Origin of the sequence: Streptomyces sp. NPDC057682, assembly GCF_042799575.1 — a bacterium.
Taxonomy (GTDB): Bacteria; Actinomycetota; Actinomycetes; order Streptomycetales; family Streptomycetaceae; genus Streptomyces.
The window spans coordinates 264,435-285,314 of the sequence record NZ_JBHVIN010000012.1 but is presented as its reverse complement, the minus strand read 5'-3'; the positions used below and the strand labels follow the sequence as shown (position 1 = coordinate 285,314).

22 protein-coding genes and 1 tRNA gene are annotated in these 20,880 nt (G+C 72.0%); 8 read left to right on the top strand and 15 right to left on the bottom strand.

The features are described from left to right. Window positions 1-174: 174 nt before the first annotated feature. Both ACFVDM_RS23375 and ACFVDM_RS23370 read left to right on the top strand, forming a co-directional pair. Complete coding sequence (locus ACFVDM_RS23375) at window positions 175-363, top strand: helix-turn-helix transcriptional regulator (RefSeq protein WP_383643213.1); 189 nt, start codon at window positions 175-177, stop codon at window positions 361-363. Between the two features lie 65 nt (window positions 364-428). Then, on the top strand, window positions 429-1,808 hold the full coding sequence (locus ACFVDM_RS23370) for a tyrosine-type recombinase/integrase (protein ID WP_383643210.1): 1,380 nt from the start codon (window positions 429-431) through the stop codon (window positions 1,806-1,808). Window positions 1,809-1,978: 170 nt separating this feature from the next. Here ACFVDM_RS23370 and ACFVDM_RS23365 read toward each other — a convergent pair. Then, window positions 1,979-2,060: transfer RNA gene (locus ACFVDM_RS23365), tRNA-Tyr, on the bottom strand. A gap of 285 nt (window positions 2,061-2,345) precedes the next feature. On the opposite strand from ACFVDM_RS23365, the gene ACFVDM_RS23360 reads away from it, so the two are divergent. The 3 genes from ACFVDM_RS23360 (at window position 2,346) to ACFVDM_RS23350 (ending at window position 4,210) form a co-directional block, all read left to right on the top strand. Then, a complete protein-coding gene (locus ACFVDM_RS23360) occupies window positions 2,346-2,834 on the top strand; it encodes a YajQ family cyclic di-GMP-binding protein (protein ID WP_383643207.1) in 489 nt (162 codons plus the stop codon). A 195-nt stretch (window positions 2,835-3,029) separates the two neighbouring features. Continuing rightward, complete coding sequence (locus tag ACFVDM_RS23355) at window positions 3,030-3,548, top strand: methylated-DNA--[protein]-cysteine S-methyltransferase (RefSeq protein WP_383643204.1); 519 nt, start codon at window positions 3,030-3,032, stop codon at window positions 3,546-3,548. Beyond that, complete coding sequence (locus ACFVDM_RS23350; protein WP_383643201.1) at window positions 3,548-4,210, top strand: alpha-ketoglutarate-dependent dioxygenase AlkB family protein; 663 nt, start codon at window positions 3,548-3,550, stop codon at window positions 4,208-4,210. The genes ACFVDM_RS23355 and ACFVDM_RS23350 overlap by 1 nt, the downstream gene beginning before the upstream one ends. Before the next feature lie 21 nt (window positions 4,211-4,231). Here the strand turns inward: ACFVDM_RS23350 and ACFVDM_RS23345 are convergent, their stop codons facing one another. The 14 genes from ACFVDM_RS23345 to ACFVDM_RS23280 form a co-directional block, all read right to left on the bottom strand. Then, window positions 4,232-4,507 carry a GlsB/YeaQ/YmgE family stress response membrane protein gene (locus tag ACFVDM_RS23345; protein ID WP_383643198.1) on the bottom strand — a complete coding sequence of 92 codons (276 nt, stop codon included), beginning with the start codon at window positions 4,505-4,507 and terminating at the stop codon, window positions 4,232-4,234. Window positions 4,508-4,628: 121 nt separating this feature from the next. After that, window positions 4,629-5,021 carry a YccF domain-containing protein gene (locus ACFVDM_RS23340; RefSeq protein WP_383643195.1) on the bottom strand — a complete coding sequence of 131 codons (393 nt, stop codon included), beginning with the start codon at window positions 5,019-5,021 and terminating at the stop codon, window positions 4,629-4,631. After that, complete coding sequence (htpX, locus tag ACFVDM_RS23335; RefSeq protein ID WP_383643192.1) at window positions 5,018-5,881, bottom strand: zinc metalloprotease HtpX; 864 nt, start codon at window positions 5,879-5,881, stop codon at window positions 5,018-5,020. Before htpX ends, ACFVDM_RS23340 begins: the two co-directional genes overlap by 4 nt. A gap of 203 nt (window positions 5,882-6,084) precedes the next feature. Beyond that, the gene (mscL, locus tag ACFVDM_RS23330; RefSeq protein WP_383643189.1) at window positions 6,085-6,546 is read right to left on the bottom strand and encodes a large conductance mechanosensitive channel protein MscL; all 462 of its coding nucleotides are present in this window, start codon (window positions 6,544-6,546) and stop codon (window positions 6,085-6,087) included. 95 nt (window positions 6,547-6,641) lie between these two features. Then, window positions 6,642-8,255, bottom strand: a complete 1,614-nt coding sequence (locus ACFVDM_RS23325) for an NADH-quinone oxidoreductase subunit N (protein ID WP_383643187.1) — start codon at window positions 8,253-8,255, stop codon at window positions 6,642-6,644. After that, window positions 8,252-9,802 carry a NuoM family protein gene (locus ACFVDM_RS23320; RefSeq protein WP_383643269.1) on the bottom strand — a complete coding sequence of 517 codons (1,551 nt, stop codon included), beginning with the start codon at window positions 9,800-9,802 and terminating at the stop codon, window positions 8,252-8,254. Before ACFVDM_RS23320 ends, ACFVDM_RS23325 begins: the two co-directional genes overlap by 4 nt. A gap of 27 nt (window positions 9,803-9,829) precedes the next feature. Further along, window positions 9,830-11,830, bottom strand: a complete 2,001-nt coding sequence (locus ACFVDM_RS23315; RefSeq protein ID WP_383643184.1) for an NADH-quinone oxidoreductase subunit L — start codon at window positions 11,828-11,830, stop codon at window positions 9,830-9,832. Further along, a complete protein-coding gene (gene nuoK, locus ACFVDM_RS23310) occupies window positions 11,827-12,240 on the bottom strand; it encodes an NADH-quinone oxidoreductase subunit NuoK (protein WP_383643181.1) in 414 nt (137 codons plus the stop codon). Before nuoK ends, ACFVDM_RS23315 begins: the two co-directional genes overlap by 4 nt. Beyond that, window positions 12,240-12,893: an NADH-quinone oxidoreductase subunit J gene (locus tag ACFVDM_RS23305; protein ID WP_383643178.1), complete on the bottom strand. Its 654-nt coding sequence runs from the start codon at window positions 12,891-12,893 to the stop codon at window positions 12,240-12,242. Before ACFVDM_RS23305 ends, nuoK begins: the two co-directional genes overlap by 1 nt. Then, on the bottom strand, window positions 12,890-13,468 hold the full coding sequence (locus ACFVDM_RS23300) for a 4Fe-4S binding protein (protein WP_383643267.1): 579 nt from the start codon (window positions 13,466-13,468) through the stop codon (window positions 12,890-12,892). The genes ACFVDM_RS23305 and ACFVDM_RS23300 overlap by 4 nt, the downstream gene beginning before the upstream one ends. A gap of 80 nt (window positions 13,469-13,548) precedes the next feature. Beyond that, on the bottom strand, window positions 13,549-14,517 hold the full coding sequence (locus ACFVDM_RS23295) for an NADH-quinone oxidoreductase subunit H (RefSeq protein WP_383643175.1): 969 nt from the start codon (window positions 14,515-14,517) through the stop codon (window positions 13,549-13,551). Further along, complete coding sequence (locus tag ACFVDM_RS23290; RefSeq protein WP_383643172.1) at window positions 14,514-15,872, bottom strand: NADH-quinone oxidoreductase subunit C; 1,359 nt, start codon at window positions 15,870-15,872, stop codon at window positions 14,514-14,516. Before ACFVDM_RS23290 ends, ACFVDM_RS23295 begins: the two co-directional genes overlap by 4 nt. Further along, a complete protein-coding gene (locus tag ACFVDM_RS23285) occupies window positions 15,869-16,507 on the bottom strand; it encodes an NADH-quinone oxidoreductase subunit B (protein ID WP_383643169.1) in 639 nt (212 codons plus the stop codon). Before ACFVDM_RS23285 ends, ACFVDM_RS23290 begins: the two co-directional genes overlap by 4 nt. Next, a complete protein-coding gene (locus tag ACFVDM_RS23280) occupies window positions 16,498-16,899 on the bottom strand; it encodes an NADH-quinone oxidoreductase subunit A (protein WP_383643264.1) in 402 nt (133 codons plus the stop codon). Before ACFVDM_RS23280 ends, ACFVDM_RS23285 begins: the two co-directional genes overlap by 10 nt. A 254-nt stretch (window positions 16,900-17,153) precedes the next feature. On the opposite strand from ACFVDM_RS23280, the gene ACFVDM_RS23275 reads away from it, so the two are divergent. From ACFVDM_RS23275 to ACFVDM_RS23265, 3 genes are all read left to right on the top strand, one after another. After that, window positions 17,154-18,362 carry a sensor histidine kinase gene (locus ACFVDM_RS23275; RefSeq protein WP_383643166.1) on the top strand — a complete coding sequence of 403 codons (1,209 nt, stop codon included), beginning with the start codon at window positions 17,154-17,156 and terminating at the stop codon, window positions 18,360-18,362. A 155-nt stretch (window positions 18,363-18,517) separates the two neighbouring features. Next, window positions 18,518-19,876 (top strand): sensor histidine kinase, encoded by a 1,359-nt coding sequence (locus ACFVDM_RS23270; protein ID WP_383643163.1) that lies wholly within the window; start codon window positions 18,518-18,520, stop codon window positions 19,874-19,876. A 303-nt stretch (window positions 19,877-20,179) separates the two neighbouring features. Beyond that, complete coding sequence (locus tag ACFVDM_RS23265) at window positions 20,180-20,839, top strand: LuxR C-terminal-related transcriptional regulator (RefSeq protein ID WP_383643261.1); 660 nt, start codon at window positions 20,180-20,182, stop codon at window positions 20,837-20,839. Window positions 20,840-20,880 lie beyond the last annotated feature (41 nt).

The window sequence follows — 20,880 nt, the reverse complement described above, 5'->3', positions numbered from 1 at the left end:
TGCGTCACGCCGTGACGCACCCTGTGACGCACCGATGACGCACACCCACACCCCCGCGTCACACAAAACCGCAGGTCAACAGCCCGCGTGACGCTGGTGACGCTGTGACGCAGAAATCCCCACCTAGGACAGTCGCGCCCAGACGCCCCGCCAGACGACCTGAGGAGTCGCACTATGGCCCGCCCCCAGATGCTCAAGCTCCCCGAAGTCCTCGCCGAACTCGGCATGTCCCGCGCCGCCTTCTACCGCATGCGCGCCCGTGCCCAGGGCCCCCGCCTGATCAAGCTCCCGAACGGCCAGCTCCGCGTCCGTCGCTCCGACCTGGACGCCTGGTGGGCGCAGTGCGAGGAAAGCGCCGCCTGACCTTCCCCGACGTACCAACCACCGAGGGCCCGCCACTCCGGCGGGCCCTCTCCTCATGGAGAACCATGCCTCTCACGTACGACGTAAGCCTGTACTCCCTGGAAGTCCGACGCGAACGCCCGAAGCCCTACCGGGTGCGCTGGCGGGTCGGGCAGCGCAAGCACTCCAAGAGCTACCAGCTCAAGGCACAAGCGGACGGTCGCCGGTCCGAGCTGATGTCCGCCGTGCGCCGTGGCGAGCAGTTCGATGAGGAGCAGGGGCTCCCCGCGTCCGAGATCCGCGCGATGCAGGGCTCTATCACCTGGTACGAGCACACCCGCGCGTATATCGACCGGAAGTGGGCCGCCGCACCGGCGAAGTCGCGGAAGAACTACGCGGACGCCCTCGCCACCATCACGCCGGCGCTCATGAAGACGCGGGTGGGGCGCCCAGACACGGCGACACTCCGCAAGGCCCTGTACGGGTGGGCCTACAACCGCAACCGCTGGGACGACGAGCCGCCGGCGGACGTGGCGCACGCCCTGCGCTGGGTGGCCAAGAACTCGTATCCGGTCTCCGCTCTCGAACAGTCCGCCACCGTGCGGCTCGCCCTGGACGCGCTCGCTCTCAAGCTGGACGGCAAACCTGCCGCCCCTCGCACCGCGAAGCGGAAGCGGGCCTGTCTGAGCGATGTGCTCGGTCTCGCTGTGGAGCAGGGCTACTTCTCCACACCGGTCAACCCGCTCACCACCGTGAAGTGGGCGGCGCCCAAGACCGCCGAGGAAGTCGACCCGGACAGCGTGGCCAACCCCCGCCAGGTGCGGGCGCTTCTCAGGGGCGTACGTGAGCAGGGGCCGCGCGGTGAGCACCTGGAAGCGTTCTTCGGCTGCCTCTACTACGCGGCCATGCGGCCGGCCGAGGCGACGGCCCTGCGGCTCCCCCAGTGCCACCTACCGGAATCCGGCTGGGGCACCCTCACTCTCCGCCAGGGCTTCGTACGGGTCGGGAAGGGCTGGACCGACGACGGTCAGGCGCACGAGGCCCGGCATCTCAAGGCCCGTGCCGTGAAGGACTCGCGGCCCGTGCCGATCCCGCCGCACTTCGTGCGGATGCTCCGGCAGCACATCGCCACCCACGGCACCGCCCCGGACGGCCGGCTGTTCCGAACCAACCGGGGCGGGCTGCTCCAGGAGACCGGGTACGGCGAGGTCTGGGCTCAGGCCCGTACGGACGTGCTCACGGAGGAGGAGTCCGCGTCGCAGCTCGCCCGACGGCCGTATGACTTGCGTCACGCCGGGGTGTCCTTCTGGCTCAGCTCAGGAGTGGACCCGATGGAGTGCGCCCGGCGGGCCGGCCACACGATCGCGGTTCTCTTCCGGGTCTACGCCAAGGTGCTCGCCCGTACGCAGGACCGGGCGAACCGGCGGATCGACGCGGCGATGCGGGAGTGGAACGAGCCGGAGTAGTCGTTCCCCCGGGGGACGTCTGGGGGACACGCCCTGATCAGACCTGGGATTCGGGTGGGATCAGGTGAGACAGGGCCGCGTTTCGGGCGCCTGGCGAGCCATCGTCCCGGGAACGAGAAAACCCCTTCCGATCTGCTGAAACAGCAGGTCGGAAGGGGTTTCACTTCCAGTGGCGGCGCCAGGGTTCGAACCTGGGTAGGCTGAGCCGGCAGATTTACAGTCTGCTCCCTTTGGCCACTCGGGCACACCGCCAAGGGATGTTGTCTTCGAGTCCCGTTTTTCGCGGTGCTCTCCGGCAACGACGTAAACGATACCTGATGACCGGGGGTGCTTCGCCACCGGATTGATCAGCGGTGGTGGCGGGGGTGCGCGGGGTCCCGGGGCCGGGGTGTCCGGGGGGTGCGGGGCCGGTGCGCGGGGACGCGAGGGGCTCGGGGGCTGTCCTAGGCTTGGCCGGACGGCGTGGTGCCCGCGGGCTCCGCGGCCGCCCCTGTAAGCACTTTCTTTCCAGCACCCCGATCCAAGGAGCCACACGTCATGGCCGACTCCAGTTTCGACATCGTCTCGAAGGTCGAGCGGCAGGAGGTCGACAACGCCCTCAACCAGGCCGCGAAGGAGATCTCCCAGCGCTACGACTTCAAGGGAACCGGTGCCTCGATCTCCTGGTCCGGCGAGAAGATCCTGATGGAGGCGAACGGTGAGGAGAGGGTCAAGGCGATCCTCGACATCTTCCAGTCCAAGCTGATCAAGCGCGGTATCTCGCTGAAGTCGCTGGACGCGGGCGAGCCGCAGCTGTCCGGCAAGGAGTACAAGATCTTCGCCTCGATCGAGGAGGGCATCTCCCAGGAGAACGCCAAGAAGGTCGCGAAGGTCATTCGTGACGAGGGCCCCAAGGGCGTCAAGGCGCAGGTCCAGGGCGACGAGCTGCGGGTCAGCTCGAAGAGCCGGGACGATCTGCAGGCCGTTCAGGCGCTGCTGAAGGGCAAGGACTTCGACTTCGCCATCCAGTTCGTGAACTACCGGTAGTCCGGCCGTCGCGCGGGACCGTCGCGGTCCGGGCGGGCGGGGAGCGTGCGACGCGCTCCCGCGCCCGGTCCCGGCCGGTTTCCCGGTACGGGACTGCATGTCCGAATACCGCCGGTCACGGTGGTCCGGGCGCCGCAGACTGGTCGGTGGAGGCCGGCGGAGCGGTCGGTTCCGGACGGAGGAGAGGGACGCGTCATGACGCTGTACACGACGGTCGACAGCCCGTTGGGCGAGCTGCTGCTGGTCGGCGAGGAGGCGGTCAGGGCGGCCGGTTCCGCCGCGGGGGTCGCGCTCGTCTCGCTCTCCGTGCCGGGCCAGAGGGGCGGGGCGGTCGTCGAGGACGGCTGGGTCCGCGATCCGGAGGCGTTCGCCGCGGTGGCGGCGCAGTTGCGGGAGTACTTCGAGGGCCGGCGGACGCGGTTCGACCTGGTGTACGCGGCGGGGCGGGGGACGGAGTTCCAGCGCCGGGTCTGGGCGGCGCTGGAGGCGGTGCCGTACGGGGAGACGGTCTCGTACGGGCAGATCGCCGAGCGGGTCGGTTCGTCGGGTGCGGGGGTGCGGGCCGTGGGTACGGCGATCGGGCGCAATCCGCTGCTCGTCGTGCGGCCGTGCCACCGGGTGATCGGCGCGGACGGGGCGCTGCGCGGGTACGCGGGCGGTCTGGAGCGCAAGGAACGGCTGCTGGGCCTGGAGGGTGCCCTCGTGGGGCGCTGATGGGCGGCCTGTTCCCCCGGCCGCGGACGGTGGTCGCGCCGGGTGCGGTGCATGTGCCCGAGTGGCTGTCCCCGGAGCGGCAGCGGGAGTTGGTGGCGGCGTGCCGGGAGTGGGCGCGCGGGCCGGTTCCGCTGCGGCACACGGTGCTGCCGGGCGGCGGGGTGATGTCGGTGCGGACGGTGTGCCTGGGGTGGCACTGGCAGCCGTACCGCTATTCGCGTACGGCGGACGATGTGAACGGGGCGCCGGTCGCGCCCCTTCCCGCATGGCTCGTGGGGCTGGGGCGGGCCGCGGTGGCGGAGGCGTACGGGCCGGAGGGCGGCGCCGGGGCGTACGCGCCGGACGCGGCGCTGGTGAACTTCTACGACGACGCGGCGCGCATGGGCTTGCACCAGGACAAGGAGGAGCGGGCCGGGGCCCCGGTGGTGTCGCTGAGCATCGGTGACAGCTGTGTCTTCCGGTTCGGCAACACGGAGCACCGGGGGCGGCCCTACACGGATGTGGAACTGGCCTCGGGCGATCTGTTCGTCTTCGGCGGGCCGTCGCGGTACGCGTTCCACGGGGTGCCGCGGATCCTGCCGGGAACGGCGGACCCGGGCACCGGGATGCGGGGCGGCCGGCTCAATCTGACGCTGCGCGAGACGGGGCTGGGCGCCCCCTGAGGGGGTCTCCCGGCCCGGGGGTCAGCGGCGTTCGCGGGAGTTGCCGAAGAGCAGCCGGTAGGCGATCAGCAGGATCAGCGAGCCGCCTATGGCCGACACCCAGGTCGCCGGGTCGAAGAAGTCGTCGTTCGAGATGGTGCGATCGAGGAACCGGGTCGATATCCAGCCGCCCAGGAACGCGCCGACGATGCCGATGAGGGTGGTGCCCACGAGGCCGCCGGGGTCACGGCCCGGCAGCAGGACCTTGGCGATGACGCCCGCGACAAGTCCGAGAATGATCCAGCCAACAATGCTCATGCGTGCGAACCTACCCGTCACCCGGTGGTGGAATCCAAGACGTCCGTGCGGGTGGGGCAGTTGCCCGGAGCTGCTGTGAATCTCCTGTGGGGCGTGGTGCGTACGGGAATCGGGCCCGGAACTACCAGCCGGCGAAGGGGGCGTCGGTGCTGACGATCTCCTTGCCGAAGGGCATCAGTGAGACGGGGATCAGCTTGAAGTTCGCGATGCCCAGGGGGATGCCGATGATCGTGAGGCAGAGGGCGATGCCGGTGGTGATGTGGCCGAGCGCCAGCCACCAGCCGGCCAGGATCAGCCAGAGCACGTTGCCCACGCAGGAGGGGGCGCCCGCGTCCCGCCGGTCGACGACGCGGTGGCCGAAGGGCCACAGGGCGTAGAGGCCGATCCGGAAGGCTGCCAGGCCGAAGGGGATGCCGATGATCGTGATGCACAGCAGGACGCCCGCGAGCAGGTAGCCGAGGAACATCCAGAAGCCGCACAGGACCAGCCAGATGACGTTCAGGATTGTCTTCACGGGCGGTGACCTGCCATCTTTTCGAGTCGGGCGATGCGCTCCGCCATCGGCGGGTGGGTCGAGAACAGTTTGGACATGCCCTGGCCCGGCCGGAACGGGTTGGCGATCATCATGTGGCTCGCGGTCTCGATCCGGGGCTCGGGGGGCAGCGGAAGCTGTTTGGTGCCCGCCTCCAGCTTTCTCAGGGCACCGGCGAGGGCCAGCGGGTCGCCGGTCAGCTGGGCGCCCGAGGCGTCCGCCTCGTACTCGCGGGAGCGGCTGACGGCCAGCTGGATCACGGTGGCGGCCAGTGGGCCCAGGATCATGATCAGCAGCATGCCGAGGAGGCCGGGGCCCTCGTCGTCGTTGGAGCGGCCGACCGGGATCAGCCAGGCGAAGTTGACGAGGAACATGACGACGGAGGCGAGCGCTCCGGCGACGGAGGAGATCAGGATGTCGCGGTTGTAGACATGGCTCAGCTCGTGCCCCAGGACGCCGCGCAGTTCCCGCTCGTCCAGGATCTGAAGGATGCCCTCGGTGCAGCAGACCGCGGCGTTGCGCGGGTTGCGGCCGGTCGCGAAGGCGTTGGGGGCCTGGGTCGGGGAGATGTACAGCCTGGGCATGGGCTGGCGCGCGGCCGTGGAGAGCTCTCGGACGATGCGGTACAGCTGGGGGGCCTCGAACTCGCTCACCGGGCGGGCGCGCATGGCCCGCAGGGCCAGCTTGTCGCTGTTCCAGTAGGCGTAGGCGTTGGTGCCGACGGCTACGAGGAGCGCGACGATCAGTCCCGTACGCCCGAAGAAGCTTCCGATGACGATGATGAGTGCGGACAGGCCCCCGAGGAGTACGGCGGTTCTCAGCCCGTTGTGCCGGCGGTGCACGGTACGCCCTCCAAGTGGTGCAGCAGGGGAACCCTTGCTCGGTGGTGCTCCACTCCCCAGTGGAGCCTCCCGAACTGGTCAACGCCAGGCGGGAGGAGCTAGTTCCCTTGTGCTCGCGGCCCGCCACGGCCACGGGGCCCGCGACCGGGCGGGTGTGCGTCCGGGGGCGGGCCGTAGGCCGTACGGGTGGGGCGTACCGCCGGTCAGCGCGGGGCGGGGAGCTTGGCGAGCTCCAGGGCCTCGGGGTCGGGCTCGACCTCGCTGGTGCAGTGGGCGCAGCGGGAGGCGATGGCGGGGATGGCGGTGTAGCAGCGGGGGCAGTCGCGCAGGGCGGCCTTGATGTCGACCTTCTCCTGCTCCTTCTTGGTGAAGCGGTCCTGCACCTTGGCCATGGGCACGACGACGCAGAAGTAGAGCACGGCGGCGGTGATGAGGAAGGCGATCGCGGCGCTCACGAAGAGGCCGTAGGGAAAGTCCACTCCGTCGAGCCTGAAGTGGGCCTTGCTGAAGTCGCCGGTGCCGCGGGTGATGATGCCGATCACGGGAACGATGAACGCGTTGCTGAACCCGGTGACGACCGCGGTGAACGCGGCTCCGACGGCGAGACCGATCGCCATGGAGACGACGTTTCCGCGCAGGATGAAGTCTTTGAACCCGTTCAGCACTGCTCTGGCTCCTCTGTGTCCGTGTGGTGCGCGCCGTGCGCGGGCATGACCCTGCCCTGTGTAGGCCGTTCGGGGCAAACCCGGAGCTGAGCGGGTTAGAACAGGTGAACGGACGCGAACCTGAGAACGGTCTGCGGAGCGCCGGAGAGAATGATTCCGGCGACGGCCGTGAGGGCGATCGCGGCGGTGAGCGGGGCCGGGGTGCGCGGTCCCGGCGCAGGTCGCGGCCCGTCGGCGGGCGCCGGGGCGGTGTCCGTCGCGGGTTCGGCGGCCGTCGCCTCCGCCGGGGCGCGGAAGAGGGCCGCGGTCCAGCGCAGGTAGTAGTACAAGGCGATCACCACGTTGACGGCCATGACCACGGCGAGCCAGCCCAGTCCGGCGTCCACGGCCGCGGAGAAGACCGTGACCTTGGCGAAGAGGCCGATGATGCCCGGCGGCAGTCCGGCCAGGCAGAGCAGGAAGAAGGCCAGGGCGAGGGCGGCGAGCGGCCGGGTGGCGTACAGGCCCCGGTAGTCGTCGAGCCGGTTGCCGGGGTGGCTGCGGGCGACGAGGGCGGCCACCGCGAACGCGCCGAGGTTCACGACGGCGTACATGAGGGCGTACGCGACGGTGGAGCCGATCTGGCGCTCCCCCGCGTATCCGGCGGCGGCGATCGGCACCAGGAGGTAGCCGGCCTGGGCGACGGACGACCAGGCGAGCAGCCGTACGGCGCTGCGGGCGCGGTCGGTGCGCTGACGGAGCGCGGCGGCGTTGCCGACGGTCATCGTGAGGGCGGCGAGGACGGCGAGGGCGGGGCCCCACACGTCGGCGTACGCCGGGAAGGCGATCACGGTGACGAGGATCAGACCGGAGAAGCCGACCGCCTTGCCGACGACCGAGAGATAGGCGGCGATCGGCAGGGGGGCGCCGATGTAGGTGTCGGGCACCCAGAAGTGGAACGGCGCGGCGGCGGTCTTGAAGGCGAAGCCGACCAGGGTGAGGACGACTCCGGTCTCGGCGAGGGTGCCGAGCTGTCCCGGGACGTCGTCGAGGCGGGCGGCGATCTCCGTGAGGTGGAGGGTGCCGGTGGCCGCGTACACGAAGCTGACGCCGAGGAGCGTGACGGCGGTCGCGACGACGGAGGACAGGAAGAACTTCAGCGCGGCCTCGGAGGAGCGGCGGTCGCCGCGCTTGATGCCGACGAGGGCGAAGGCGGGCAGCGAGGCGACTTCGAGGGCGACGACGAGCGTGGCGAGGTCGCGGGCGGCGGGCAGCAGGGCCGCGCCGGCGGCGGAGGAGAGCAGCAGGAACCAGAACTCCCCGGCCGGGAGCCTGCGGGTGTCCCCGAGCGAGAGCAGCGCGGTGAGCAGGGCGCCGCCGAGCACGAGGGCCTGGATGACCAGGGCGAAGTGGTCGGCGGTGTAGCTGCACGCCTGGCCCGCGCCCGGAGCCGTGGCGGTGAGGCAGAAGGTGGAGCGGTCGCCGTCGCGCAGGGGTACGAGCAGGGCGAGGGCGGCGACGAGTCCGGCCACGGCCCCGTACCCGAGGTACCGCTTTCGGTCGTCGGGCAGGAAGAGGTCGGCGACGAGGACGGCCAGGGCGACGGCCGCGACGGTCACCGGCGGCGCGATCGCGAGCCAGTCGACGGACTGGACGAGGCTGCCGGTGCTGCCGGCCGCGGACTGGACGGCGGGTGCCGCGCCGGGGGCGCTTGCGGCTGCCACGATCACGACTTGCCTCCTGCGAGGAGCTTCTGCACGGCCGGGTCGGTGAGGCCGAGGAGGACGGCGGGCCAGAGGCCGGCGAGGACGGTGAGCGCCGCGAGGGGGGTCCAGGCGGCGAACTCGTAGCGCTGCACGTCGGCGAGGGGGCGCGGGTCCTCGTCGCGTGCGCCCATGCAGACGCGGCGGACCACGACGAGGAGGTACGCGGCGGTCAGCAGGGTGCCGAACGCGGCGATCGACATGAAGGTCAGGAACGCCGGGCGGCTGAGTCCGGCGGCCGGGTCGAAGGCGCCGAACAGGGCGAGCATCTCGCCCCAGAACCCGGCGAGGCCGGGCAGGCCGAGGGAGGCGATCGCGGCGAAGGCGAGGAGGGCGCCGAGGCGGGGGGCGCGGCCGTAGAGGGCGGCGCCGGTGGCCCCGGCGAGGGTGTCGAGGTCGGCGGTGCCGTACCGGTCCTTGACCGCTCCGACCAGGAAGAACAGCAGGCCGGTGATGAGTCCGTGGGCGATGTTGGCGAAGAGCGCGCCGTTGACGCCGGTGGGGGTCATGCTCGCGATGCCGAGGAGGACGAAGCCCATGTGGCCGACGGAGGAGTACGCGATCAGCCGTTTGAGGTCGCCCTTGGCGCCGGGCCGGGCGAGGGCCAGGCAGGCGAGCGATCCGTAGATGATCCCGGCGACCGCGAAGGCGGCGAGATACGGCGCGAAGGTCCGCATGCCGTCGGGGGCGACCGGGAGCAGGATGCGGACGAATCCGTACGTGCCCATCTTCAGCAGGACGCCGGCGAGGAGGACGGAGCCGACGGTCGGGGCGGCGGTGTGGGCGTCCGGCAGCCAGCTGTGCAGCGGCCACATCGGGGTCTTCACCGCGAGCCCGATCCCGATCGCGAGAACGGCGGTGACCTGCACGGACGAGGTGAGACCCCGGCCGTTGTCAGTGGCGAGTGCCACCATGTCGAAGGTGCCGCTCTTCAGCCCGACGAGGAGCAGGCCCAGCAGCATGACGACGGAGCCGAGCAGGGTGTAGAGGATGAACGTCCAGGCGGCCGCCTGCCTCCTGGCACCGCCCCAGCGGGCGATGAGGAAGTACATCGGGATGAGGACCATCTCGAAGGCCAGGAAGAAGAGGATCAGGTCGAGGACGGCGAAGGTGGCGAGGGTGCCGGACTCCAGGACGAGGATCAGGGCGACGAAGGCCTTCGGGGAGGGGCCGTCGGGCAGCTTGAAGTAGCTGTACAGCGCGCAGAGGAAGGTCAGCAGCGCGGTCAGTACGAGAAGGGGGAGCGAGATGCCGTCGATGCCGAGGTGGATGCGGACGTCGAGCGCCGGGATCCAGCTGATGTCGGTGGTGGCCTGCATCGTCGACGGGTGGTCGTGGTCGAAGCCCGCGGCGAGCACGAGGGTGGCGAGCAGGATCGCGCCGGTCACGGTCACACCGTGGCGGAGCACGGCCTGGTCGGGGTTGCGGCCCTTCAGTCCGGGGGGTGCGGGGAGCAGGGCGGCGACGGCACCGATGAGCGGGCCGACGACGACCGACGCCAGAAGGAACTGCATCACGGACGCACTGATATCGATCACGGCTCACGACCCGGCGTTGACGTTGGCGAGGACGACGGCGGCGACCGCCAGGACCAGCGAGCCGGCGAGCAGCGCGCTGAGGTAGGTCTGCACGTTGCCGGTCTGGGCGCGGCGGACGGCGGTGCCGAGCCAGCGTGCGCCGGTGGCGGAGCCGCGTACGTAGGTCTCGACGACCTCGCGGTCCAGGAAGCGGACGAGGCGCGCGGCGGCCTGGACGGGGCGGACGAACAGGGCGGTGTAGAGGGCGTCCAGGTGGAAGCCGGTGGCGGCGTGGCGGTGGACGGGGCCCAGGAGCAGCCGGCCGGGGTCGGCCGGGTCGGGGGCGTCGCCCGTGGGGCCGTAGGCCGCGGTGTGGCTCTCCAGGGCCTCGATCTCGACGAGGGCGGGTTCGGCGTCGGGGTGGGCGACGACCGCGCCCATGGGGGTGCGGGCGGCGAGGGCCGTGGTGTGGCGCCAGGCGCCGTAGGTGACGAGGCCGCCGACGAGGCCGACGCCGGTGGAGAGCACGGCGGTGGTCAGGGTCGGGGTGAGGCTGTGGCCGTCGAACCAGTCGGTGATCACGCCGACGGTCAGTCCGAAGGCCATGGTGGGGACGGCCAGCACCCAGAGGACCGCGGTCATGGGGACGGGCTGGGCGCCGTGGTCGGGGGCCTCGGCGCCCCGGCCGCGGAAGGCGAGGAGCCAGAGGCGGGTGGCGTACGCGGCGGTGAGGACGGCGGCCAGCAGGCCGGCAACGAGGACGGTCCAGCCGGCGGCGGCCGGAGCCACGTGGCGGTCGCCGAGGGCGGTGTGCTCGGCGGCGACGAGGACGGCTTCCTTGGAGAAGAAGCCGGCGAACGGCGGGATGGCGGCGAGCGCGAGGAGGGCGACGGTCATCGTCCAGTAGGCGTCGGGGACGCGCTTGGTCAGGCCGCCCATGCGGGACATGGCGGCCAGGGAGTTGGTGCCGGCGGCGTGGATGACGACGCCCGCGGCCAGGAAGAGGACGGCCTTGAACGCACCGTGCGAGATGAGGTGGAAGACGGCCGCGCCCCGGTCGCCGACGGCCAGGGCGCCGGACATGTAGCCGAGCTGGCCGATCGTGGAGTACGCGAGGACGCGCTTGATGTCGTCCTGGGCGAGGGCGGCGAGTCCGGAGCCGATCATCGTGACGGCCGCCATGACCGCGAGGACGACGAGGGCGGCGCCGGATTCCGCGAAGACGGGGAGGAGCCGGGCCACGAAGTAGATGCCGGCGGCGACCATCGTCGCCGCGTGGATCAGCGCGGAGACGGGGGTGGGGCCGGCCATGGCGTCGGGCAGCCAGGTGTGCAGGGGGAACTGCGCGGACTTGCCGGCGACGCCTGCGAGCAGGAGCAGCGCGATGACGGTGGGGTGGTCCAGGCCGCCGTGGGCGACGGAGCCCAGGATGCCGGTGATCCGGAAGGTTCCGGTGTCGGCGGCGAGGGCGAACAGGCCGATGAGGAAGGGGACGTCGCCGAGTTTGGTGACCAGGAAGGCCTTGAGGGAGGCGGCGCGCGCCTCGGGCGTCTCCCAGTAGTGGCCGACGAGGAAGTACGAGCAGATGCCCATGACCTCCCAGCCGACCAGGAGCACCATCAGGTCGCCGGAGTAGACGACCAGCAGCATCGCGGAGGTGAAGAGGGAGACGAGGGCCGCGTACGAGGGGTAGCGCGGGTCGTCGCGCAGATACGCGGTGGAGTAGATCTGCACGCAGCTCGCGACCAGGGCGACCAGGACGGCGACGAGGACGGCGAAGCCGTCGAGGTGCAGCGCGAGGTCGATGGGCACGGAGCCGGTGGGGGTGAGCTGGGTCGCGGCGTCGATGGCGCGGCCGCCGCCCTGGCGTGCCGCGACGACGGCGGCGAGGACGAGGGAGACGAGCGGGGGCAGGACGGCGAGGGGCCGGACGTAGCCGGGGGCGGTGCGGCCGAGCAGGAGACCGGCCGCGGCCCCCAGGAACGGGAGGAGCGGCACAAGGACGGCGAGGGTCGTGGTGGTCACGCGGTGGCCTCTGCCTTCTGTGCCGTGCCCGCGGCGGTGGCCGCGTCGTCCGTGGGGGCGGCGTCGGAGTCGTCCGCGTCGTCGGGGAGCGCTTCGGCGGCGTCGGTCTCGGCGGTGTCGCGGAGCCGGTCGACGTCGGAGCTGCCCCGGTTGCGGTACACGGCGAGGACGACGGCCAGTCCGATGCCGATCTCCGCCGCCGCGACGGCGATGGTGAACAGGGTGAGGGCCTGTCCGGCGTGGAGCGTGTCGCGGAGCCAGACGTCGAAGGCGACGAGGTTGAGGTTGACGGCGTTGAGCATCAGCTCGACGGACATCAGGACCAGGATCGCGTTGCGCCGGGCGAGGACGCCGTAGAGCCCGGTGCAGAAGAGGAGGGCGGCCAGGACGGCGGGGTAGGCGAGGTGCATCAGCTGTTCTCCTCTCGGCTCCGGGCGTCGGCCTTCCCGGTGTTGGAATTCCGGGCGTCGGCCTTCCCGGTGTCGACCTTCCGAGCGTCGGCCTTCCCTGCGTTGGCCTTCCCGGCCTCGCGGCTCTTGCGGGAGAGGACGACCGCTCCGACGAGGGCGGCGAGCAGGAGGACGGAGAGCGCCTCGAAGGGCAGGACCCAGTGGCGGAAGAGGAAGGAGCCGGTGACTTCGGTGGAGCCCTGGGCGGGCCCGTCCAGGTCGATCCAGGTGGTGCGGAAGGCGTCCACGACGACCCAGACGAGGGTGCCGGCCGAGGCGACGGCGACCGCGAGCGCGGCCCAGCGGTTCTCCGAGTCGGCGTCCGGGGAGCGGCCGATGGGGGCGCGGGTGAGCATCAGTCCGAAGAGGAGGAGGACGACGACGGAACCGACGTAGATCAGTACCTGCACCCAGGCGATGAACTCGGCGGTGAGCAGCAGGTACTCGACGGCGAGGCCGCCGAGCGCCACGATCAGCCAGAGGGCGGCGTGGACGAGCTGCCGGGTCGTGACGGTCACGAGGGCGGCGCCGAGGGTGGCGATGCCGACGAGGACGAAGACGATCTCGACCCCGCTCGGGGAGAGGAAGCCGGGGTGGCCGGCCGCGGTGATCACTCCTGTCCCTCCTGACCGGGTTCGTGATCGGAGGCGTCGGCAGCGGCCTCGGCGGTGCGGGTGTCGGCCTCGGCGGTGCGGGCGGCGGCCTCGGCGGCTTCCTGTTCGCGCTGGGCGCGGAGTTTGTCCGCCGTCTTGCGGGCGGCGGCGATCTCCTTGGGTTCCTCGGCACCCGCGTCGAGGGCCGGGGGCTCGGGGACCGTCCACATCCAGTCGCGCAGCTTGTCGCGCTCGTGGGTGAGTTCGAGGATGTCGGTCTCGGCGTACTCGAACTCCGGCGACCAGAACAGCGCGTCGAACGGGCAGACCTCGATGCAGATGCCGCAGTACATGCAGAGCGAGAAGTCGATGGCGAAGCGGTCGAGGACGTTGCGGCTGCGTTCGCGTCCGCCGGGGACCGCGGCGGGCACGGTCTCCTTGTGGGAGTCGATGTAGATGCACCAGTCGGGGCACTCGCGGGCGCAGAGCATGCAGACCGTGCAGTTCTCCTCGAACAGCGCGATGACGCCCCGGGAGCGGGGCGGGAGTTCGGGCTGCACGTCGGGGTACTGGGCGGTGACGGTCTTCTTCGTCATCGTCCGCAGGGTGACGGCGAGGCCCTTGGCCAGACCCGCGCCGGGGATGCGGGGCCGGGAGGGCGGGGGCGGTACGGCCACTAGTTGATCGCCACCTTCACGATGCCGGTGAGCGCGATCTGCGCGAGGGCGAGGGGGATGAGGACGGTCCAGGCGAGCTTCTGCAGCTGGTCCTCGCGCAGGCGCGGGTAGGTCACGCGCAGCCAGATGACGACGAAGGCGAGGATGCCGGTCTTCAGCAGGGTCCAGACCCAGCCGAGTCCGTCGGCGCCGAGCGGTCCGTGCCAGCCGCCGAGGAAGAGAACGGTGGTCAGTCCGCAGAGCACGACGATGCCCGCGTACTCGGCGAGCAGGAAGAGCGCGAAGCGCAGCCCGGTGTACTCGGTGTACGCGCCGAAGATGATCTCGGAGTCGGCGACGGGCATGTCGAACGGCGGGCGCTGGAGTTCGGCGAGGCCGGCCACGAAGAAGACCAGTGCTCCGGTGATCTGCCAGGGCAGCCACCACCACTCGAAGGCGTCGAGGATGCCGGGCAGCGAGACCGTTCCGGCCGCCATCGCGACGGAGGCGGCGGCGAGGAGCATCGGCAGTTCGTACGCGAGCAGCTGTGCGGCGGTACGGAGGCCGCCGAGCAGGGAGAACTTGTTGGCGGAGGCCCAGCCGGCCATGAGGGAGCCGAGCACGCCGATCCCCATCACGGCGAGCACGAAGAAGATGCCCGCGTCGAGGACCTGGCCGACCGCGCCCTCGCCGGGGCCGATCGGGACGGCGACGAGGACGAGGAGGTACGGGAGCAGCGCGACGGCGGGCGCGAGCTGGAAGACCCGCCGGTCGGCGTCGGCCGGGACGATGTCCTCCTTCTGCGCGAACTTCACGCCGTCCGCGACGAGCTGGGCCCAGCCGTGGAAGCCGCCGGCGTACATGGGGCCGAGGCGGCCCTGCATGTGCGCCATGACCTTGTGTTCGGTCTGCCCGACGACGAGCGGCAGGACCATGAACACCGCGAACACGATGACGAGGCGGAGGGCGACGTCCAGTACGTCGTTCACTCGGGGTCGCCTCCGGAGTCGGGGGTTCGGGGGGTCGGGGGGGTGTCCGCGTCCGGGGTGTCCGTGTCCGGTGCGGATTCGGGGGCCGGGGTGGATTCGGAGGGCGGCGCGGCCTCGGGGGGCGGTGCGGCCTCGGGTACCGGCGGGGCTTCGGGGGCCGGTGCGGCGGGCGTGTCCGGGGTGTCGCCGCGCTGGGCTTCTCCCCTACCCGCCCCTTCCCGAACCGGAGGCTCCGCCCCCGGACCCCCGCTCCTCAAACGCCGGAGAGGCTGAGAAGGTCCGGACGGCTCGTCGAACGCGGGGCGGGCATCGTGCCACGGCGCGTCCGAGCCGGGCGAAACGGGCCGGGCAGTGCGCCGAGCGGCGTCCGCCGGCTTCCCGGACCCCGGGACCGCGTCCGTCGGCGCACTGTCCCTCGGAATCGCGTCCGTCGGCTTCGTGGCCTCCGCGACCGCGTCCGCCGACGCACTGTCCCCCGGGACCGCGTCCGTCGGCTTCCCGGCCTCCGGGGGTGTGCCTGTCGGCGCTTCGGCCCCGGTCGCCGCGCCGGGTGTGGTGTCCCCGGGTGCCGGCTGCTGGCTGGCCGATCCCTGCGAGGCGCTGCGGTTGCGGCGCGGGCGGGGGGTCGGGGTCTCGGTGGGGGCGGTGTCGGGAGCGGCCGGGGTGGCGTCGGCCGTGGTGCGGGTGCGGCGGGGCGGGCGCTCGCCCGGGGCGGGGCGCGCGGCGCGGGCGGGGCGGGCCGGGGCGGGCGGGAGCTGGCCCTTCAGCGGGCCCCATTCGTTCGGGTCGGGCACGCCGGGGGGCAGCATCGTGCGGCGCTTGGGTCCGCCGTGCTCGGACTCGCCGGGCTCCTTGGCGCCCGGCCAGGCCTTGGCCACGCGGGCGGCCAGGACGAAGTCCTTGCGCAGGGGGTGGCCCTCGAAGCCCTCGGGGAGCAGCAGCGGGACGAGGTGCGGGTGGCCCTCGAAGCCGATGCCGAACATCTCGTGGGTCTCGCGTTCGTGCCAGGCGGCGCCCGCGTACACGCCGGTCGCGGTCGGCAGCACGGCGGCCTCGTGCGGCACGGTCGTGCGCAGCAGCAGCCGGCGTACGCCGGTGCCCTCGCCCGGCAGCGCCGCGACATGGGCGCAGACGCGGAAGCCGGTGCCCGGTTCGTCCACGGCGCTCAGCCAGTCGAAGTAGGTGCAGCCGAGGGTGTCGCGGGCGGTCTCCAGGGCGGCGGTCCAGGAGGCGGGCGGGACGTCGACGGTCAGCAGCTCGTAGGCCCGCTCGGCCGTCGCCCCCTCGCCGAAGATCTCCCCGGCCGCGTCGGGCAGCCTTCCGTACACCTCGGCCGGGGCGGCGGGCGTCGTCACGGGGTCTCCTCCTCGGCCGGGGCGGGCGGGGGTGTGACCAGGCCGCTGCGGAGGGACGCGGTGGACGGGCCCGCGTCGGCGTCGCCGTAGCGTTCGCCCAGGGACTCGCGGGCGATCTTCTCCTGGAGCTTGAGGATGCCCTGGAGCAGCGCCTCGGGGCGGGGCGGGCAGCCGGGGACGTAGACGTCGACGGGGATGATCTGGTCGACGCCCTTGGTCACGGAGTACGAGTCCCAGTACGGGCCGCCGCAGTTGGAGCAGGCGCCGAAGGAGACGACGTACTTGGGCTCGGGCATCTGCTCGTAGAGCCGCTTCACGGCCGGGGCCATCTTGTCCGTCACCGTGCCGGAGACGATCATGAGGTCGGCCTGGCGGGGGCCCGGCGCGAAGGGGATCACGCCGAGGCGGATGAAGTCGTGGCGCGCCATGGAGGCGGCGATGAACTCGATGGCGCAGCAGGCGAGTCCGAAGTTGAAGACCCAGAGGCTGTAGCGGCGGCCCCAGTTGAGGACGACCTTCATCGGTTCGGGGGCGAGCCGGGACAGGACGCCCAGGCGCTTGGGTTCCGGCAGGAACGTGGGTACGGCGGCGGGTTCGTCCCCCGCCCCGGCGGACGACGGGCTCGTCACGTCCATTCGAGGACGCCCTTCTTCCATGCGTAGAGCAGTCCCACGGCCAGGAAACCGAGGAAGATGAACATTTCGACGAGCGTCGTCGCGCCGTATCCGGCCGCGGCGAAGACGGTCGCCCAGGGGAACAGGAAGATCGAGTCGACCGCGAAGACCACGTAGAGGAAGGCGTAGACGTAGTACCGGACCTGGGTGTGCGCCCAGCCGTCCCCCACGGGGTCCACGCCGCATTCGTACGTCAGGAACTTCTCGCGCGTCGGCACCACGGGCCGCAGCAGCCGGCCCGCCGCGAAGGCGACGGCGACGAAGAGCACGCCGATCACCGCGAGCAGTCCGACCACGGAGTAGCCGCGGAAGTAGTCCGACGCGAGAACGGCCTGCCCCGGCAGGCCCGTCACGTCGGCGAGAGCGGCCGGTGCCGGAAGGTGCGCCGTGTCCGACGCGAGAACGGCCGATCCCGGCAGGCCCGTCACGTCCGTCACGTCCGCCCCCTCGTTCCCTCAAACCTGTTCGACGATCTGTACGCACGGGAGTCTAGGCCCTGTAAAGGGACGGTAAGCAGTTGCGTCGGGCAACTGGTGGGGTTATCCCCACTTCGCCCCCACCCACGAACCCCATGGCGCCGCGGGGTCCGGCCCGGCAGGCTGGACGCATGACCATGAGCCCCCAGCTGCCCGTCCACGACGGGCCGCCGCCCGCCCGCTTCGCGTTCGACCGGTGGACGTGGAAGGAGATCGCTCATCTCCTGTCCAATCTGCCGCTGGCGATCGCGGGTTTCGTCTACACGATGCTGATGATCAGCATCGGTGCCGGGCTCGCGGTCACGGTGGTCGGTCTGCCGCTGCTGGCGCTCGGTCTCCAGGGGGCCAGGCTGCTGGGGCGGGCGGAGCGCGCGCGGGCGCGGGCGCTGCTCGGGGTGCGGGTCGAGGAACCGAGCGCGCTCTCCCGGGCCCGGCACGACCAGGGGTTCTTCGCCTGGTTGTGGTCGAGCCTGATGGACCCGGTGGGCTGGCGCGCGGCGCTGTACTCGTTCATACGGCTGCCGTGGGGTGTGGTGACGTTCGCGGTGACGCTGGTGGGGCTGTTCGTCCTGTGGCCGGTGCTTCCGTTCGTCGCGCGGTTCCTCGCCAACGCCGACCGGGCGATGGTGCGGGGGCTGCTCTCGCCCTCGGACGATCTGGAGCGCCGGATCGCGGAGCTGGAGTCGGACCGGGGGGTCGTGGTCGACACGGCCGCCGCCGATCTGCGCCGGATCGAGCGCGATCTGCACGACGGCGCCCAGGCCCGCCTGGTCGCCCTCGCCATGGACCTCGGCCTCGCCAAGGAGAAGCTGGCCGACGACCCGGAGGCCGCCGCACGCATGGTCGACGAGGCGCACGGCGAGGTGAAGGTCGCCCTCCAGGAACTGCGCGACCTCGCCCGGGGCATCCACCCCGCCGTCCTCACCGACCGCGGACTCGACGCCGCCCTCTCGGCCATCGCCTCCCGCTGCACGGTCCCCGTCACGGTGAGCGTCGATCTGCCCGGCCGGCCCGCGGCCGCCATCGAGGGCATCGCGTACTTCACGGTCTCCGAGCTCCTCCAGAACGTCTCCAAGCACTCCCGCGCCACCCGCGCCACCGTCGAGGTCTGGCGCACCAAGGACCGGTTGCTGCTCCAGGTCACCGACGACGGGCGCGGCGGTGCGTCGCTGGAGGGCGGTACGGGGATGGCGGGCCTCGCGGAACGGCTGGACGCGGTGGACGGGCTCTTCGTCCTCGAATCGCCGGCCGGCGGGCCGACCACGGTCACCGCCGAGCTGCCCTGGCGCGGCCGGGAGACCGAGCGGGACGCGGCCGGCAGCCGTTCCGGGCGCGTCTGAGCGATCCCCCTCCTCCGCCGAGCGGCGGGAGGTAGGGAAAACCCCCGGGTGGAGAGGGATACGGCCCTCATGGTGGGCGCATCCCTCCCCCGGCACCCTTGGAACAAGGACGGAAAAGGCCGCCCCGGCGGACTCGGCAGAAACGGACGGAACCCATGGCCACGGCATACGGACCGGACACACGGGCCCCTCAGCGGCCGGACACCGGGTATGGCCGGGACCCGCACGCGCGGCGGCACGTCCTGCCGCCCTTCCTGCGGGCGCCCTTCGAGGGCCGGACCTGGCGGGAGTTCGGCTATCTGCTGCTGAGCCTGCCGATCAGCATCGTGATGTTCGCGTTCGCCGTCTCCATGGTCTCCCTGAGCGCCGGGCTGATCATCACCTTCATCGGGATCCCGCTGCTGGCGGCGGGGCTGGCCATGTGCCGGGGGTTCGGCGCGGTGGAGCGGGCGCGGGCGCGCGGGCTGCTGCGGCTGGACGTGGCCGATCCCGCGCCGGTGCGCGGCCGGACCGGCGGTCTGATGTCGTGGGTCGGCGCGGTCCTGAAGAGCGGGGTGTCCTGGCGCCACCTGCTCTACACGCTGCTCCACCTGCCCTGGGCGGTCTTCGGCTTCGGCGTCTCGGTGGCCCTGTGGACGCAGGGCTGGGGCGCCCTCACCTATCCGCTGTGGCACTGGGTCTTCCCGGCGTACGCGGGGACGGACGGCATCCAGCTGTACGGGGACAGCACGCACCAGATCTATCTGGACTCGCCCTTCGAGCTGGCCGTGACCAGCGCCGCCGGTCTGCTGCTGGTGCTGATCACGCCGTGGGTGATCCGGGGGCTGGTCTCGGTGGACCGGCTGATGGTGAGCGGGCTGCTCGGCCCGTCCCGGCTGGCCTCGCGCGTCTCGGAGCTGGAGTCGGACCGGGGGGTCGTGGTCGACACGGCCGCCGCCGATCTGCGCCGGATCGAGCGCGATCTGCACGACGGCGCCCAGGCCCGCCTGGTCGCCCTCGCCATGGACCTCGGCCTCGCCAAGGAGAAGCTCGCCGACGACCCGGAGGCCGCCGCACGCATGGTCGACGAGGCGCACGGCGAGGTGAAGGTCGCCCTCCAGGAACTGCGCGACCTCGCCCGGGGCATCCACCCCGCCGTCCTCACCGACCGCGGACTCGACGCCGCCCTCTCCGCGGTGGCCTCCCGCTGCACGGTCCCGGTCACGGTCGATGTGGACCTGTCGTCCCGTCCGGCGCAGGCCATCGAGGGCATCGCGTACTTCACGGTCTCCGAACTGCTCCAGAACGTCTCCAAGCACTCCCACGCCACGCAGGCCACCGTCGAGGTCTGGCGCAACGAGGACCGGCTGCTCCTCCAGGTCGGTGACAACGGGCGCGGCGGGGCCGACACGGCCTCGGGCAGCGGGCTCGCGGGGCTGGCCGAGCGGCTGGACGCGGTGGACGGGGTCCTGGTCGTCGACTCCCCCGCCGGCGGGCCCACCCGGATCACCGCCGAACTGCCGTGGCGCGGCTAGGGCCTGCATGGAGTTCCGCGTCGTCCGCCCGGAGGGCGGGCGCGGCGGCGGTCGGTGCGTGCGATCGGTGCGCGGCGTCCCAGGTCATGTGGCGGAGTCACCTGTCCTGGGACGCCGTGCGGCGAGCGTGCGTGCCGGGCGTCGGGGCGCAGACGGGGAACTCCATGCAGACCCTGACCGCGCCCGTCCCCCGGCCCGGCCGTGCCACGGCCGGGCCGTCCCGTGTCTGGGATGCTGGGGCGGAGACGGTCTACGGGCGGAACAGCGAGCAGTGGGGGATTCAGCGTCGTGGTGGAGGACAGGGTGCGCGTGGTCATCGCCGAGGATTCGGTACTGCTCCGGGAAGGACTCACCCGGCTGCTGACCGATCTGGGGCACGAGGTGGTCGCGGGGGTCGGTGACGCCGAGGCGCTGATCAGGAAGATCGGTGAGCTGGCCGGGCAGGACGCGCTGCCCGACGTGGTGGTCGCCGACGTCCGGATGCCGCCCACGCACACGGACGAGGGCGTCCGCGCCGCCGTACTGCTCCGTAAGGAGTATCCGGGGATCGGGGTGCTGGTTCTTTCGCAGTACGTGGAGGAGCAGTACGCCACCGAGCTGCTGGCCGGGTCGAGCCGGGGGGTCGGCTATCTGCTGAAGGACCGGGTGGCCGAGGTCCGCGAGTTCGTGGACGCGGTGGTGCGGGTGGCGCAGGGCGGTACGGCCCTGGACCCGGAGGTGGTGGCGCAGTTGCTGGGCCGCAGCCGGAAGCAGGACGTGCTGGCCGGGCTGACGCCGCGCGAGCGCGAGGTGCTGGGGCTGATGGCGGAGGGGCGGACCAACTCCGCCGTGGCCAGGCAGCTGGTGGTCAGCGACGGTGCGGTGGAGAAGCACGTCAGCAACATCTTCCTGAAGCTGGGGCTGTCGCCGAGCGAGGGCGACCACCGCCGGGTGCTGGCCGTGCTGACGTATCTGAACTCCTGACGCGCCCGGCCGGCCGGGCTCGCCCGGCGTTCCCGGCCGGC

Bases quoted from the DNA above. Each gene is read 5' to 3' on its own strand.
- ACFVDM_RS23270 (WP_383643163.1), top strand. From the start codon at position 18,518: ATGGCCACGGCATACGGACCGGACACACGGGCCCCTCAGCGGCCGGAC.
- ACFVDM_RS23300 (WP_383643267.1), bottom strand. From the start codon at position 13,468: ATGACGAAGAAGACCGTCACCGCCCAGTACCCCGACGTGCAGCCCGAA.
- ACFVDM_RS23275 (WP_383643166.1), top strand. From the start codon at position 17,154: ATGACCATGAGCCCCCAGCTGCCCGTCCACGACGGGCCGCCGCCCGCC.
- ACFVDM_RS23285 (WP_383643169.1), bottom strand. From the start codon at position 16,507: ATGGACGTGACGAGCCCGTCGTCCGCCGGGGCGGGGGACGAACCCGCC.
- ACFVDM_RS23345 (WP_383643198.1), bottom strand. From the start codon at position 4,507: ATGAGCATTGTTGGCTGGATCATTCTCGGACTTGTCGCGGGCGTCATC.
- ACFVDM_RS23350 (WP_383643201.1), top strand. From the start codon at position 3,548: ATGGGCGGCCTGTTCCCCCGGCCGCGGACGGTGGTCGCGCCGGGTGCG.
- ACFVDM_RS23360 (WP_383643207.1), top strand. From the start codon at position 2,346: ATGGCCGACTCCAGTTTCGACATCGTCTCGAAGGTCGAGCGGCAGGAG.
- ACFVDM_RS23370 (WP_383643210.1), top strand. From the start codon at position 429: ATGCCTCTCACGTACGACGTAAGCCTGTACTCCCTGGAAGTCCGACGC.
- ACFVDM_RS23320 (WP_383643269.1), bottom strand. From the start codon at position 9,802: ATGCAGTTCCTTCTGGCGTCGGTCGTCGTCGGCCCGCTCATCGGTGCC.
- nuoK (WP_383643181.1), bottom strand. From the start codon at position 12,240: ATGCACCTCGCCTACCCCGCCGTCCTGGCCGCCCTCCTCTTCTGCACC.
- ACFVDM_RS23355 (WP_383643204.1), top strand. From the start codon at position 3,030: ATGACGCTGTACACGACGGTCGACAGCCCGTTGGGCGAGCTGCTGCTG.
- ACFVDM_RS23375 (WP_383643213.1), top strand. From the start codon at position 175: ATGGCCCGCCCCCAGATGCTCAAGCTCCCCGAAGTCCTCGCCGAACTC.